This is a genomic window from Hanstruepera sp. CR43 (assembly GCF_055227665.1).
Genome location: NZ_CP200078.1, coordinates 103,482 through 117,126 on the forward strand (window position 1 = coordinate 103,482; position 13,645 = coordinate 117,126).

Consider the following 13,645-nt stretch of genomic DNA (forward strand, 5'->3'; position numbering starts at 1 on the left):
GTAAAAAAACGAAAAAAGATATATGTCAAGTTTAAAATTAGGAATAAACGGTTTTGGAAGAATAGGAAGAATAGTATTTAGAGCTACTGTAAACAGACCAGATGTTGATGTGGTTGCCATTAATGATTTATTGGATGTCGAACATTTAGCTTATTTATTGGAATATGACTCTGTTCATGGCCGTTTTGATGGGACCATTGAAGTAAAAGATGGACATTTGATTGTCAATGGAAAAAAAGTGCGGGTAACTGCCGAAAGAGATCCTAAAAATTTAAAATGGAATGAAGTTGGAGTAGATGTCGTTGCTGATTGCACAGGCATTTTTACCACCTTGGAAACAGCACAATATCACATAGATGCAGGAGCCAAAAAAGTGGTTATTTCGGCACCAAGTAAAGATGCCCCTATGTTTGTAATGGGTGTTAATCATCATGAAGCTAAAGCATCTGATGTAATCGTTTCAAACGCATCATGTACAACTAATTGTTTAGCACCAATGGCCAAGGTTTTGGATGATAATTTTGGTATCGAAGAAGCTTTAATGACAACGGTTCATGCGACAACTGCTACACAATTAACCGTAGACGGTCCATCAAGAAAGGATTTTAGAGGAGGCAGAAGTGCATTGATTAATATTATTCCTGCTTCTACTGGTGCAGCAAAGGCTGTTGGAAAAGTGATTCCAAAACTAGATGGTAAATTAACGGGTATGGCATTTCGTGTGCCAACTGCTGATGTTTCTGTAGTAGATTTGACGGTTAGAACTGAAAAAGAGACGTCTTTAGACGAAATAAAAGACGTATTTAAAAAGGCCTCGGAAACTAGTATGCAAGGTGTATTAGGCTATACAGATGAGTTAGTGGTTTCACAAGATTTTGTAAGTGATGCCAGAACATCCATTTTTGATGCAGATGCAGCTATTGAGTTAAATTCTCGTTTCTTTAAATTGGTTGCATGGTATGACAATGAGTTTGGGTATTCCAATAAACTGGTTGATTTAGCTATGCATGTAAATTCTATATAAAAATTTAATATTTAAAATTTTAATCCGTAGTTTGTTGAATATTATTAACTACGGATTTTTTAATTTAAGCTTATGATATTTATTGTTGATAGTGGCTCTACAAAATGTGACTGGATTTCTATAGATGAGAATGGCAAACAATTATTGGAAAAGATTCGAACTAAAGGTCTTAACCCAGCTATTTTAAAAGAAAAGAAACTTTATAAAATAATAAATAAGCATCCAGATATTAATGCTCATAAAAATGAAGTAACCCATGTTTATTTCTATGGAGCTGGTTGTGGGACAGAAAAACCAAGACTTCAGTTAAAAGGCGTTTTAGAATCCATTTTTACTAATGCCTTGGTAGAAGTTAAGGAAGATACTTTTGCTGCTGTTAGGGCAACAATTAGCAGTCCAGAAGAAGCAGCAGTTGTTTGTATTTTGGGAACTGGTTCAAACTGTAGTTATTTTGATGGAAAAAACCTTCATCAGCGGGTGAGTTCACTTGGCTATACTTTAATGGATGATGCTTCAGGTAATTATTATGGTAAACAACTTATTCGTGACTATTATTTTAATCATATGCCCGAAGAAATTAAGGTTTCCTTTGCTGAACGCTATAATTTAGATGCTGATTTTATAAAGTACAATTTATATAAACAACCTAACCCTAATGCTTATCTGGCCTCATTTGCTGAGTTTATGTTCTTGAACAAGGAGTCTGAATATATAAGAAATGTAATCAAGTCAGGACTTCGTGTTTTTGCAAAAAATATGATTTTTCAATTTAAAGATGAGTTGAAAAATGTCCCGGTTCACTTTGCGGGTTCCATAGCGTTTTTTTCCAAAGAAGAAATTCATGAAGTTGCCGAAGAATTAGGGTTTAAAGTTGGCAATATTGTCAGAAGACCAATAGAGGGGCTTGTTAATTATCATTCTAACTTAATATAATGGAAATTGCAATTATTGCTCATGATGGAAAAAAAGCTGAAATGGTTCAGTTCTTGAATGAGCATCGTGAAATTTTACATCAAAAAAATATTTCGCTTGTTTCTACAGGCACCACGGGGAAGAAAGTAAAAAAAGCTGGATTTGAAGTTATACGATTATTATCAGGGCCTTTAGGAGGTGATGCGCAGATAGCGGCTAGAGTTGCTGAAGGTAAATGCCATATGGTATTGTTTTTCAGGGATCCACTGGAAAAACATCCTCACGAACCCGATGTGTTAATGCTTATGCGTTTATGTGATGTTCATGATGTACCTTTAGCCACAAACCCTGCTACGGCAGAATTATTAATCAAGGGTATTTAATTTTTACAGAATGAATGAGTTTTCAAAAACCAAATCTGAAAATCAATATGATACAATTGTTATAGGTTCAGGTGTTGGAGGCTTATCATCTGCTATATGTCTGGCCAGAGCAGGTCAACGTGTTTTGGTTCTGGAACAACATGATGTTCCAGGAGGCTGGTGTCACAGCTTTTACTTAAATGGCTATCGATTTACACCTGGTGTGCACTATGTTGGTTTGCTTGGAGAGGGGCAGTCAACGCGGGAACTATATGAGGGACTGGGTATTGCCAATGATGTCGCTTTTTTTAAAATGAATGCTGATGCCTTTGAACACTGTAGAATAGGAGATGAGCGTTTTGACTATCCTGCTGATTTTTCGGAATTTGAAAAGCGGTTAATCGAAAAATTTCCTCATGAAAAAAAAGGTATCATTAAGTACCTGACGCTGGTTAAAAATGTCAGTACCCAATTACAGCTTATTCCAAAGATTAAAACGCTATGGCAGCAAATAATCATTCCATTCAGGACAAAACACATGGGGAAATATGCGCCATTTACTTTAAAACGCGTTATTAACTGGCACGTCAAGGATACCTTATTACAACGAATTTTAAATATTCAATATGGCGATCATGGCTTGCCACCAGCGAAAGCTAGTTTCATAATGCATGCGGCAATTATGGATCATTATTCAGAAGGTGGGTATTATCCTGTTGGTGGAGGAGGTGCACTTGTTAAGGCAATGACTAATAGGATAAAGGAATATGGTGGCTCCGTGAGGACAAGCACAGGTGTTTCTAAAATCCTTATTGAGAAAGGAAAAAAGAAAAATAATGCTGTTGGTGTTGTATTAGAAAATGGAGAAACATTGTTATCTAAAAGAATCATATCAAATGCAGACCCAGACACAACTTACAGAAGATTAATTGGAGAAAAATATTTAAGTAAGCGATTAATAAAAAAACTACAACGAACAAAATATTCTTGTACGTCTCTGATGCTGTTTTTAACGGTTGATATGGATGTTAAAAAAGCAGGGTTAGATTCTGGGAATATTTGGATGATTCCCAATAAAGATATGGATGATTTGTATGAAGATATGCAGAAACCCAATATTTTAGAAGGAGATGAGTTTTCGGGTTTGTTTATAAGCTGTACAACCTTAAAGGATCCTATGAGTTTTGATGGTCGCTACCATACACTTGAAGTCATCACTTATATCAATTATGATGCTTTTAAAGAATTTCAAAATGAAACCATTGAGCGCTCACAAAAATATTTAGATTTTAAGGAAAAATTAATTCAGAAATTTTTAAATAGTCTGGAACGAGTTGTACCTGGAATATCCGACCATATTGTTCACAAAGATTTGGGAACACCATTAACGAACGAATATTACTTGAATACAACTCGAGGCAATGTATATGGCACTGAAAAAAGTTTAAAACATATTGGACCATTTGCTTTTAAACCTAAAAGTGAAATTGAAAACTTGTATATGTGTGGTGCCAGTATTGTTTCCCATGGTGTTGCTGGAGCTGGTTATTCAGGGGTTCAAACTGCCGCCAAGATATTATGTTGCAAACAAGATGACCTTTTGAAACCAGATTCAAATCAAAACCTCCAGGTTTTCGATGCGGAAGATAGTACGAACTATCCTGATTGGATGTTAAAGAAAATAGAAGTTAAAAAATCCAGATTGGCAAGTAAAGATCAAGTCCTAAACTAAATAATGTTACTCGTTGGTGTAAATTTGATTTTCTTGTTCTGCTACACGAATGAAAGTCGTGCGTTTAGTCAATTCTTTTAGACGTTGAGCTCCAACATAAGTACAGGTACTTCGTAGGCCTCCTAAGATATCCTGTAATGTGATTTCCACTTTACCTTTGTAGGGCACTTTCACGGTTTTTCCTTCACTTGCGCGGTAATCAGCAATACCTCCTACATGTTTTTCCATAGCAGTAGCGGAGCTCATACCATAAAATTGTTTGAATAAATCACCATCTTTTTCAATGACTTCACCACCACTTTCATCATGCCCAGCTAACATGCCACCTAGCATCACAAAATCGGCTCCTGCACCAAAGGCTTTCGCTACATCACCTGGTGTCACACAACCACCATCACTAATAATTTGTCCACCAAGTCCATGGGCTGCATCAGCACATTCGATTATGGCAGATAATTGTGGATAGCCAACGCCTGTTTTTACACGTGTAGTACAAACTGAACCAGGGCCTATGCCAACTTTAATAATGTCTGCCCCAGCCAATAATAATTCTTCAACCATTTCGCCTGTGACCACATTTCCTGCAATAATGGTCTTTTCAGGATATTGCTTTCTGGTTTGTTTGACAAAATTTACAAAATGTTCAGAATAGCCGTTAGCAACATCGATGCAAATGTATTTAAGCTCTGGAAACATGGAAAAGATAGTTTCTAATTTATGAGCATCATCTTTTCCTGTACCTGTACTGATTGCAATGTAGTTCTCAATACCTTTTGGAACATCTTTCATAAACGCTTCCCATTCATATACCATATAATGTTTATGTATGGCGGTAAACAATTTACTTTTCGAAAGTGATAAAGCCATTTCAAAAGTACCCACAGTATCCATGTTAGCAGCCATAATTGGAATGCCGCTCCAGGATGCTTGACTATTTAAAAATTTAAAATCCCGTTCTAAATTAACTTGAGACCTACTTTTAAGAGTGGATCTTTTAGGTCTTATCATAACGTCCTTAAAACCAAGTTTGATGTCTTGCTCTATGCGCATGGAATTTATTTTTGGTATTTTATCAAATATACAAGTTCCTATAATAAATATAAAGATTAATGATTTTGATTTAATGAATGAATAATCGATTTTTGAGAGATTATTTTTGTTTGTAAAACACGTTAGATGCACTTTAAAATCATTGGTATGAATGATATAAATATTTTGAAAACAGTAAGAAATCTTATTTTCATCGTTCCATTTATTAATGTCTTTTTAATTTCTGCCCAAGATATTGAACCTAGAAGGTGGACACCCTTACCACTGGGAACCCATGTAATTGGAGGTGGATATGTTCATACTTTTGGAGATATTTTGTTTGATCCTGTATTGCAGGCTGAAGATGTCACAATGAAAGTTGATGCCATGGCGATATCTTATGTTCAGCCCTTAAAAATTGGAAATAAGTTGGCAAGATTAGATGTTTTATTACCCTATGTAAATGCTAATTGGGAGGGCTTACTGCAGGGAGTGCCCACAAGTATTACCAGAACTGGATTTTCAGACCCCAGAATTAGATTTTCAATGAACTTAATAGGGCCTAAAGCAATGAATGCTCAAGAAATGATGGCTTATTATGCTGAACATGCTACAAGTACCATGTTAGGTGCTTCAGTTTCGGTGACTTTTCCTTTTGGGCAATATTCGGGCGATAGATTGTTGAATTTGGGACAGAATAGATTTGTTATTAGGCCACAAGTTGGCTTTGTCCATAATTGGGGCTTGTGGTCATATGAGTTTACCGCTTCTGTATTTATCTATACCATTAACAATGATTTTTTTAATGGACAAGAACGTAAGCAAGACCCTACGTTAGCAGCGCAAACACATTTAATTCGGAGATTTAAAAATAGGATGTGGGTTTCCATAAGTGCAGGCTATGGTTTGGGAGGTCAATCTATTGTTGATAGTCAGCCTAACAATGATGAAAGAGGTGATTTTTTATCGTCTTTAGCATTAGGTATCCCAATTACGAAAAAGCAAAGTGCCAAAATATTCTATCTGCATTCAGAATCGGTGAAATCTATTGGTGCCGATACAAATTCACTTGGTATTGGCTATTCTATTTTATTTTAAAGAAATGCTGGTTATTTAATAGCTATCATGCTAATTTCAACATTCACAAACTTGGGAAGGTTGGCAACTTCTACAGTTTCCCTTGCTGGAGCTGAATTTGAATCGAAGTATGTGGCATATACCTCATTTATTTGCGCAAAATTATTCATATCACTAATGAAAATAGATGTTTTAACCACATTGTCAAATGTCATGTCGGCCTCATGAAGAACAGCTTGCATGTTTTGCATAACTTGTTGGGTCTCCGTTTTAATATCATCTAAGACTAATTTGTCAGTATGAGGATTAATGGCTATTTGTCCCGAAGTGTAGAGCGTGTTTCCAACTAAAACAGCTTGATTGTAAGGTCCAATTGGTGCAGGCGCGTCTTTGGTGTTAATTATGGTCTTCATGTGTCTTGTGTTTATAATTGTTGGTCAGGTTGACGACGTTTGTCGTATTTAATGTCTTTAAGGATATTTGATTTGATGCCAATGAAGAAGTACCATGAACTTCTGGAACTAAAAGGTACCCAGCTAAAGTTCATACGCCAACTTAATAGGTCTCGCTCAAAACGCAATTGGGTATAAGTAAAGCCTTTATTTTTAAAATCGTATCCTGATGAAGCCCCAACGGTCCAACGTGGTGAAAATTCCACATCACCTGAAAACATCAATGAGTGGGATGAAATTTCATTTTCTCTTCTGGAATTGGCGTAATTGACAGCATAAGCCAGTTTTAAGTTCCAGGGTATTTTGGAGGTATATAGGTCACTAGGCATTTCTTTTTCTTCATCATCTTCATCATAATATCGTTGATCGGAAAAATCTTGGGCTCTACCAAATAAGTCGTCATCACGTCCACCACTTCTCAAATTTTCTTGTTGACTGCGTTCATTTTGTGATCCATCAAAATTACTGCTTGATAATGAATAGCTCACAGCCATGTTGGCACTTGTTAATCTGAATAAACTACCGCCATTGTCAATATTGAATTTATCAATTTTAGTGTTGTTGTTATCCAAAGCATAAGGATCTAAAGTAGCACCAAAATTTACAGTCATTTTATTTTGTAATAGTTGGGTACCTCCAGTCATTCTTAAAGGACTCCAGTTTAAGGAATCACCAGCCAAATTATAGGCTGTTGAAAAGTTTAAGTTGTCAAGGATTTTGATTTTTTTTGGCTCGGTAGCCGTAGAGTCCTTATCTCTTATCTTGGCCTCAATATTATTGGACAAAGAAAAACCAACGGAACTGGAGTATCGATTACTAGGCGTGCCATAAATACCGCCTTCAAAACGCGTGTACTCAATTTCATCAGTTGTGGTGCCATTCGCATCAATTACTTCGTAGGTTTCATAATAATTACTGAATGACGGATTGATGCTATAACTAATTGATGGCCGCATAATATGCCTAATAGCCTGTATTTTTGGATCTTTACCTTCTTTCCTAAAATCAAACATACCATATAAAGTTGTTCCTAAATTGGTACTGAAGTTGTAGGTTCTAAAAGCATCAAATCCTTTAACAGGTTCTGTTATAACCGTATTTTCTTCAATATCATAATATTTTCTAACTGTTTCAAAAACCCAAGTTTCATCATAAGATGTACTAGCGCTTAAACTTAAATACCTGAAAAGTTTAAAATTAGTAGTTAAAGGAATACTATGTCTAATGCCATTTTGGGCACTGTCCCACATTTCCTTTTTAAAGAATAGGGAATCGGTGGTTTGGATCCGGTTTTCAGCACGGATATTATACTGAAAATTGATATTTTGTATAATTCCTTTTTTAACACCTGTTTTAGGCGCAAATGGAAAAACCCTACTAACACTGGCTTGAATGGTAGGCAAGGTCATATTAATTACTTCGGTATTGGTGTTTTGTGAATGTGTTGCAGTCACGCTCATATTAACCTGCGGCTCTCCTGCAAATGTCTTGGAATAGGAAATAGACGATGCCAAGGTGTTGTTCAAAAAACTTGGTGCATTGACTTGATTGATGGATGTTTGATAATACTTGCTACTTCCTAAATTCACGGATGCCGAAAATCGGCTACTTGGATTGGCCTTCGCGTCCTGATTGTGAGACCATCTGATATTATAAATAGACGATTTACTATAATCTGGAAAACCACGTTCACTATTAATTAAATTTTCATAACGAAAACTTACATTACCGTTGTAACGATATCTATTAGCATAGGCACTTTCAAAACGCAATCCATAACTGCCGTTGGTATAGTAATCGCCTAAAACAGCTAGATCAACAAAATCACTAATAGCAAAATAATAACCACCATTTTGAAGAAAGTAACCTCTGTTATTTTGTTCTCCAAAGCTAGGGATAATCACACCTGAAGTTTGTTTGTCCGTTAATGGAAAAAAACCAAAAGGTAATCCAATGATAGTGGGTACATCAGCAATAACCATATTTGTTGGTCCAACGACAATCTTTTTCTTGGGGACTATTTTTATTTTGTTGGCTTGAAAATAATACTCTGGATTATCAATATCCTTCGCGGTAGTAAAACGTCCTTTGTATAAAAAGATTACCGAGTCATTAACCTTTTTGGTTATAGGCGCCAGGATGTTCATACCACCTTGTTCGGTTTTAGAATTGTATATAAGTGCCTTTTCAGTCTTGGTATTAAATTTAATGGAATCTGGCTCAACAACATTATTAGCCTGCTTAAACACGGGAGCCTGGTTGTAATTGCCCAAAGAGTCCACAATACCTGCAGCAAAAACTTCATTGGTATTATAATCAATAATAATTAAACCGGCCTTTAGTTCCATATCTTCATAGTAGACTTCGGCTTCATTGTAGAGATAAAGTTTTTGTTCTTTATTATTGAAAGAAGTATAATCCAATGCCTTATAGGTTACTGATCCAGTCAGTAGTTCAGGTTTTGGTTTTACGGAATCCTGTAAAATAGAGTCTTGACCCTTTTCAGATGCAACCGGTTTTAGAGCTTCTCCAATGGAAAGATTTAGGGTGTCATTTTCTTGGGTTGGACTTACTTTTCCACCTTCCTTTGGGATATCTTGAGCAAAGCCAAAAGTGTTGATAAACACTGTAAAACTTAAGGCAAAAAGTATGTGGAAGATGTTTGTACGCAATGCTTTTAGATGTATTTTTGTAAAAGTATGGCTCGGTTTTTGAATTGCCAAAATTACATATATTTTTTGTGATTAATTTAATATAGCGTAAAATTCAAAAATTAAAATAAACCTGCTATAAAGTTGTTATACTTACTATGAACACAATCATTAAATTACGTTTCTTAATTCTGGCCATTTTGGCTATGTTTTCTAATGCCAATAATCTGCATGCGCAAGCATCATCAAATAAGTTTGTGGTTGTTTTGGATGCAGGACATGGTGGTCATGATCCTGGAAATTTAGGCAATGGTTATAAAGAAAAAAGCATTGCTTTAAACATTGTTTTAGAAGTTGGTAAAGCTCTTGAGCGTAATCCAGATATCAAAGTTATTTATACAAGAAAAACAGATGTCTTTTTAAAGTTGCATGAGCGTGCCGCAATTGCCAACAAAGCGGATGCGGATTTATTTGTTTCTGTTCATTGTAACTCATTTAGCAATAATGCACATGGCACAGAAACTTTTGTTCTAGGACTTCATGCCAATGAAAGAAACTTTAATGTGGCCAAAAAAGAAAATGAGGTCATTTTTCTGGAAGAAGATTACGAAAAACATTATGAAGGGTTTGATCCGAACTCGCCAGAATCCTTAATTGGATTGACACTTATGCAGGAGGAGTATTTAGATCAAAGTATCTTATTGGCTAATTTGATAGAGAATAATTTTAGTGGTAAACTGAACAGGAAAAGTAGAGGTGTGAAACAAGCTGGTTTTTGGGTATTGCATAATACTTACATGCCAAGTGTTTTAATTGAAACAGGATTTTTAACTTATAAACCAGAAGGCAGTTATTTAAATTCAAACAAAGGACAAAGTCAGATGGCTACAGCTATTAAGGAGGCTATACTGGATTATAAACATGGGTTGGATTTAAATGTTGGTATTAATATTAGCCCTAATAATGATGAAAATACATCGGTTTCCATTGATGAGCCCAAACAAATTTATGAAGGGGTTATTTTTAAAGTGCAAATAGCTGCCAGTTCTCGAAAATTAGAACCAAAATCGTACAATTTTAATGGATTAGCTGATATTTCAAGAGAAGACGTTGATAATCTTTATAAATATTATTACGGAAGTACTTCTGATTATAATGAGGCTAAACGACTTCAGGAGACAGCAAAAGCAAAAGGTTATAAATCCTGTTTTGTTGTTGCCTACAAAAACGGTAAGCAAGTTTCGGTGGCTGATGTCTTAAATTCATCAGCTAATTAGAGCCATTCTTTATAAATTTATCTTTAATTTTGTTTAATAACCAAATAACTTGACTTTGAAAATAACTAAAGAAGTTAAAACTGCCATACTTGTTATTTTAGGAATCGCTTTTTTGATTTTTGGAATAAACTATCTGAAGGGAAGAAACCTGTTGGATGCATCAAATACCTACTATACAGAGTTTGAATACAATGGACTTACCGAGTCTTCTCCAGTTACTATAAAAGGTAACAATGTTGGGAAAATCAAAAAGATTAAATATGATTTTGAAACAGGTAAAACCCGTGTATCATTTACCGTTGATGAAGGATTAAAATTTTCTAAAAACAGTAAAATACGGTTGTATGAAATGGGCTTAATGGGCGGTAATGCCATGGCGATTATTCCAGCTGAAGATAATCAGTTTGCACAAGATGGCGATGTTATTCAATCAGAAGTGGAAAAAGGGTTATTGGATGGTTTAGCAGGAAATTTTTCAAACTTGAGTACGGGACTTGATACCACTTTAAAATCAGCTGATTCACTATTGATAGGTTTAAATGCGATAGTAGAAGACGATTCTGATAAAGGGTTAAAAAGCGCTATTGCTGAATTGAATGCTACTATAAAGTCTTTTCGAACGCTCTCTAATTCCTTTAACGCGCTCATCGCGAACAACGAAAAAAACCTGACATCTGTAATTAGTAATTTTGATTCAATCAGCAAAGATTTAGCCAGTTTATCAAATGATTTAAAAAAGGCTGAAATATCAAAAACCATCGAAGATTTAGATACCGCACTCTTAAATTTCAATGCACTGCTTACAGATCTGGATAATGGAGAAGGTACGGTTGGGAAGTTATTGAAAGATGATGAGTTATATACAAATTTAGAAGGAGCAACCAAGGAATTGGAGGAACTATTACGAGATATTAAATTACACCCTAAACGATATTTCAGAATACTTTCTAAAAAGGAGATTCCTTATGAAGAAGAAGAAAGTGACAACTAACATGTAACCAATATGAGTTTTATTCCAAACATATTATTTGTTGTAGCATTGATTGCAGGTATCGGCTATTTTGCAAAAAACGTGAAGAAGCTGATGCGCAACATAAAACTAGGCCATGATGTTGATGTTAGCGACAACAAATCAGAACGCTGGCGTAATATGATGATGATTGCCCTTGGGCAAAGTAAAATGGTGAAAAGACCTATTGCTGGTTTTCTGCATGTTATCGTATATGTAGGTTTTATTATTATCAACATTGAAGTATTGGAGATCATTATCGATGGGCTGTTTGGAACGCATCGTATTTTTTCTTCTATTGGTAGTCTCTACGGTGTTTTAATAGGTTCATTTGAAATATTAGCCGTATTAGTATTGATATCTGTTATTGTTTTTTGGATTCGAAGAAACATTATTAAAATTCAGCGCTTTTGGAAGTCCGAAATGACTGCCTGGCCAAAAAATGACGCGAATTACATTCTATACTTTGAAATGGTTTTAATGACCTTATTTTTGGTTATGAATGCTACAGATATCCCGTTTCAAAACATGGAATCAGGTAATGTCATTAGCCAATTTATAGCTCCTTGGTTCAGTAGTCTATCTGATTCAACTATCCATATCATTGAGCGATCTGCCTGGTGGTTACATATTTTGGGGATATTGGTGTTCTTAAATTATCTGTACTATTCCAAGCATTTACATATTCTGTTGGCGTTTCCTAATACCTACTATGGTAGTGTGAAGCCCAAAGGGCAATTTAATAATCTGGAAGCGGTCACTAATGAAGTAAAAATGATGATGGATCCCAATGTCGATCCATTCGCTGCACCGCCTGAAGGAGCTGAAAATGTGGCTCCGGCAAAATTTGGGGCCAGTGATGTGCAAGATCTTAATTGGGTGCAATTGCTAAATGCTTATACCTGCACCGAATGTGGACGATGCACGAGTGAGTGTCCAGCCAATTTAACAGGTAAAAAGTTGTCACCGCGTAAAATTATGATGGATACGCGGGATCGATTAGAGGAAGTGGGTAAAAACATCGATGCCAATAATGGTGAATTTAAAGATGATGGCAAGCAATTGTTGGATGATTATATATCCAGAGAAGAACTTTGGGCATGTACATCATGTAATGCTTGTGTAGAGGCTTGTCCGGTGAGTATTGACCCATTATCTATTATATTAGAAATGAGACGTTATTTAGTAATGGAACAAAGTGCGGCACCAGTAGAATTGAATAACATGATGACCAATATTGAAAACAATGGTGCGCCTTGGCCTTATAATCAAATGGACCGCTTGAATTGGAAAAACGAGTAAATCTTTGAGATGATAAGATGGCTAACTTTTGGGGTTATTTTGTTGATGGCTAATAGTCTGTATCCGCAGGGATATGCGAAAGACTCGCTACAGATAAAAGTATACACTGAAATTGATTATGAAAATAGAGAGGCAAAAGACATCAAATTAAAAAAGGTATTTTGTGATTATTGTTCTGATGCCCAAATAAGTAAAATAGGTTATGCGGCTTTGTTGCGAGCTCATGATGAGCGTTATTTGCCCGAGAATATTTTGGTGAATGGCACAAAGAAATTGGCTATCATAATACGAATATCTAAAGAAGATTTTGCAGCAATTACTAATGCTGCGACTAATAATGAACAAAAGGAATAAGGAACTTAACATTTATGAAAAGAGAAGACGCAGACAAGTTATTGCATGAAAAAGTTGAAGCAGGTGAAAAGGTAAGCCCCATTTTACCGAAAGGAGTCAAAAATTATTTAATTGATATTGATGGAACCATCACCGAAGATGTGCCTAATGAGGAACCCGAACGGATGGTGACTTGTGAACCGTATCCGGATGCTTTGGCAACATGCAACAAATGGTATGATGAAGGACATTTGATTTGTTTCTTTACATCACGAACTGAAGATCACAGAGAAGTGACCGAAAATTGGCTCAATAAGCATGGGTTTAAATTCCATAGTTTATTAATGGGAAAACCTAGAGGTGGTAATTATCACTGGATAGATAACCATTTGGTTAAAGCGACTCGTTATAAAGGAAAGTTTACCGATTTAGTTGATAAAAAAGTGACCATTCAAGTTTTTGACGATGGTCATCATGAATAAATA

At 35.5% G+C, this 13,645-nt stretch carries 13 protein-coding genes; 10 read left to right on the plus strand and 3 right to left on the minus strand.

Annotated elements, in window-relative coordinates:
• The first annotated feature begins 22 nt into the window (after positions 1–22).
• The 4 genes from gap to ACKXGU_RS00395 all read left to right on the plus strand — a co-directional run bounded on the left by gap (position 23) and on the right by ACKXGU_RS00395 (position 4,030).
• Positions 23–1,024, plus strand: coding sequence for a type I glyceraldehyde-3-phosphate dehydrogenase (gene gap, locus ACKXGU_RS00380; protein ID WP_463466102.1), 1,002 nt, complete (start codon positions 23–25; stop codon positions 1,022–1,024).
• 72 nt (positions 1,025–1,096) lie between these two features.
• Positions 1,097–1,957: an N-acetylglucosamine kinase gene (locus ACKXGU_RS00385; protein ID WP_463466103.1), complete on the plus strand. Its 861-nt coding sequence runs from the start codon at positions 1,097–1,099 to the stop codon at positions 1,955–1,957.
• Positions 1,957–2,319, plus strand: a complete 363-nt coding sequence (locus tag ACKXGU_RS00390; protein ID WP_463466104.1) for a methylglyoxal synthase — start codon at positions 1,957–1,959, stop codon at positions 2,317–2,319. Before ACKXGU_RS00385 ends, ACKXGU_RS00390 begins: the two co-directional genes overlap by 1 nt.
• A gap of 10 nt (positions 2,320–2,329) precedes the next feature.
• Positions 2,330–4,030 carry a phytoene desaturase family protein gene (locus tag ACKXGU_RS00395; protein WP_463466105.1) on the plus strand — a complete coding sequence of 567 codons (1,701 nt, stop codon included), beginning with the start codon at positions 2,330–2,332 and terminating at the stop codon, positions 4,028–4,030.
• A 6-nt stretch (positions 4,031–4,036) separates the two neighbouring features.
• Here the strand turns inward: ACKXGU_RS00395 and ACKXGU_RS00400 are convergent, their stop codons facing one another.
• Positions 4,037–5,080, minus strand: coding sequence for a GMP reductase (locus ACKXGU_RS00400; RefSeq protein WP_463466106.1), 1,044 nt, complete (start codon positions 5,078–5,080; stop codon positions 4,037–4,039).
• Positions 5,081–5,206: 126 nt separating this feature from the next.
• Between ACKXGU_RS00400 and ACKXGU_RS00405 the strand changes: the two genes are divergently transcribed.
• Complete coding sequence (locus ACKXGU_RS00405) at positions 5,207–6,157, plus strand: transporter (protein WP_463466107.1); 951 nt, start codon at positions 5,207–5,209, stop codon at positions 6,155–6,157.
• An 11-nt stretch (positions 6,158–6,168) separates the two neighbouring features.
• Here the strand turns inward: ACKXGU_RS00405 and ACKXGU_RS00410 are convergent, their stop codons facing one another.
• Together ACKXGU_RS00410 and ACKXGU_RS00415 are read right to left on the minus strand one after the other, a co-directional pair.
• Positions 6,169–6,549 (minus strand): RidA family protein, encoded by a 381-nt coding sequence (locus ACKXGU_RS00410; RefSeq protein WP_463466108.1) that lies wholly within the window; start codon positions 6,547–6,549, stop codon positions 6,169–6,171.
• An 11-nt stretch (positions 6,550–6,560) separates the two neighbouring features.
• Entirely contained in the window at positions 6,561–9,311 is a 2,751-nt protein-coding gene (locus ACKXGU_RS00415) for a putative LPS assembly protein LptD (protein WP_463466109.1), read from the minus strand.
• Between the two features lie 86 nt (positions 9,312–9,397).
• Here ACKXGU_RS00415 and ACKXGU_RS00420 point away from each other — a divergent pair, with 86 nt between their 5' ends.
• Genes ACKXGU_RS00420 through ACKXGU_RS00440 form a run of 5 tightly spaced genes read left to right on the plus strand, consistent with a single transcriptional unit; the run spans position 9,398 to position 13,642 of the window.
• Positions 9,398–10,516 (plus strand): N-acetylmuramoyl-L-alanine amidase, encoded by a 1,119-nt coding sequence (locus ACKXGU_RS00420; protein WP_463466110.1) that lies wholly within the window; start codon positions 9,398–9,400, stop codon positions 10,514–10,516.
• 55 nt (positions 10,517–10,571) lie between these two features.
• Positions 10,572–11,507: an MlaD family protein gene (locus ACKXGU_RS00425; protein ID WP_463466111.1), complete on the plus strand. Its 936-nt coding sequence runs from the start codon at positions 10,572–10,574 to the stop codon at positions 11,505–11,507.
• 12 nt (positions 11,508–11,519) lie between these two features.
• Entirely contained in the window at positions 11,520–12,827 is a 1,308-nt protein-coding gene (locus ACKXGU_RS00430) for a 4Fe-4S dicluster domain-containing protein (protein WP_463466112.1), read from the plus strand.
• Between the two features lie 9 nt (positions 12,828–12,836).
• Positions 12,837–13,181, plus strand: coding sequence for a hypothetical protein (locus tag ACKXGU_RS00435; RefSeq protein ID WP_463466113.1), 345 nt, complete (start codon positions 12,837–12,839; stop codon positions 13,179–13,181).
• Between the two features lie 14 nt (positions 13,182–13,195).
• Positions 13,196–13,642, plus strand: a complete 447-nt coding sequence (locus tag ACKXGU_RS00440; RefSeq protein ID WP_463466114.1) for an LNS2 domain-containing protein — start codon at positions 13,196–13,198, stop codon at positions 13,640–13,642.
• The last annotated feature ends 3 nt before the right edge of the window (positions 13,643–13,645 follow it).

Excerpts from the sequence above, each read along its gene's own strand:
- gap (WP_463466102.1), top strand. The coding sequence starts at position 23 with ATGTCAAGTTTAAAATTAGGAATAAACGGTTTTGGAAGAATAGGAAGA.
- ACKXGU_RS00385 (WP_463466103.1), top strand. The coding sequence starts at position 1,097 with ATGATATTTATTGTTGATAGTGGCTCTACAAAATGTGACTGGATTTCT.
- ACKXGU_RS00390 (WP_463466104.1), top strand. The coding sequence starts at position 1,957 with ATGGAAATTGCAATTATTGCTCATGATGGAAAAAAAGCTGAAATGGTT.
- ACKXGU_RS00395 (WP_463466105.1), top strand. The coding sequence starts at position 2,330 with ATGAATGAGTTTTCAAAAACCAAATCTGAAAATCAATATGATACAATT.
- ACKXGU_RS00400 (WP_463466106.1), bottom strand. The coding sequence starts at position 5,080 with ATGCGCATAGAGCAAGACATCAAACTTGGTTTTAAGGACGTTATGATA.
- ACKXGU_RS00405 (WP_463466107.1), top strand. The coding sequence starts at position 5,207 with ATGCACTTTAAAATCATTGGTATGAATGATATAAATATTTTGAAAACA.
- ACKXGU_RS00410 (WP_463466108.1), bottom strand. The coding sequence starts at position 6,549 with ATGAAGACCATAATTAACACCAAAGACGCGCCTGCACCAATTGGACCT.
- ACKXGU_RS00420 (WP_463466110.1), top strand. The coding sequence starts at position 9,398 with ATGAACACAATCATTAAATTACGTTTCTTAATTCTGGCCATTTTGGCT.
- ACKXGU_RS00430 (WP_463466112.1), top strand. The coding sequence starts at position 11,520 with ATGAGTTTTATTCCAAACATATTATTTGTTGTAGCATTGATTGCAGGT.
- ACKXGU_RS00435 (WP_463466113.1), top strand. The coding sequence starts at position 12,837 with ATGATAAGATGGCTAACTTTTGGGGTTATTTTGTTGATGGCTAATAGT.
- ACKXGU_RS00440 (WP_463466114.1), top strand. The coding sequence starts at position 13,196 with ATGAAAAGAGAAGACGCAGACAAGTTATTGCATGAAAAAGTTGAAGCA.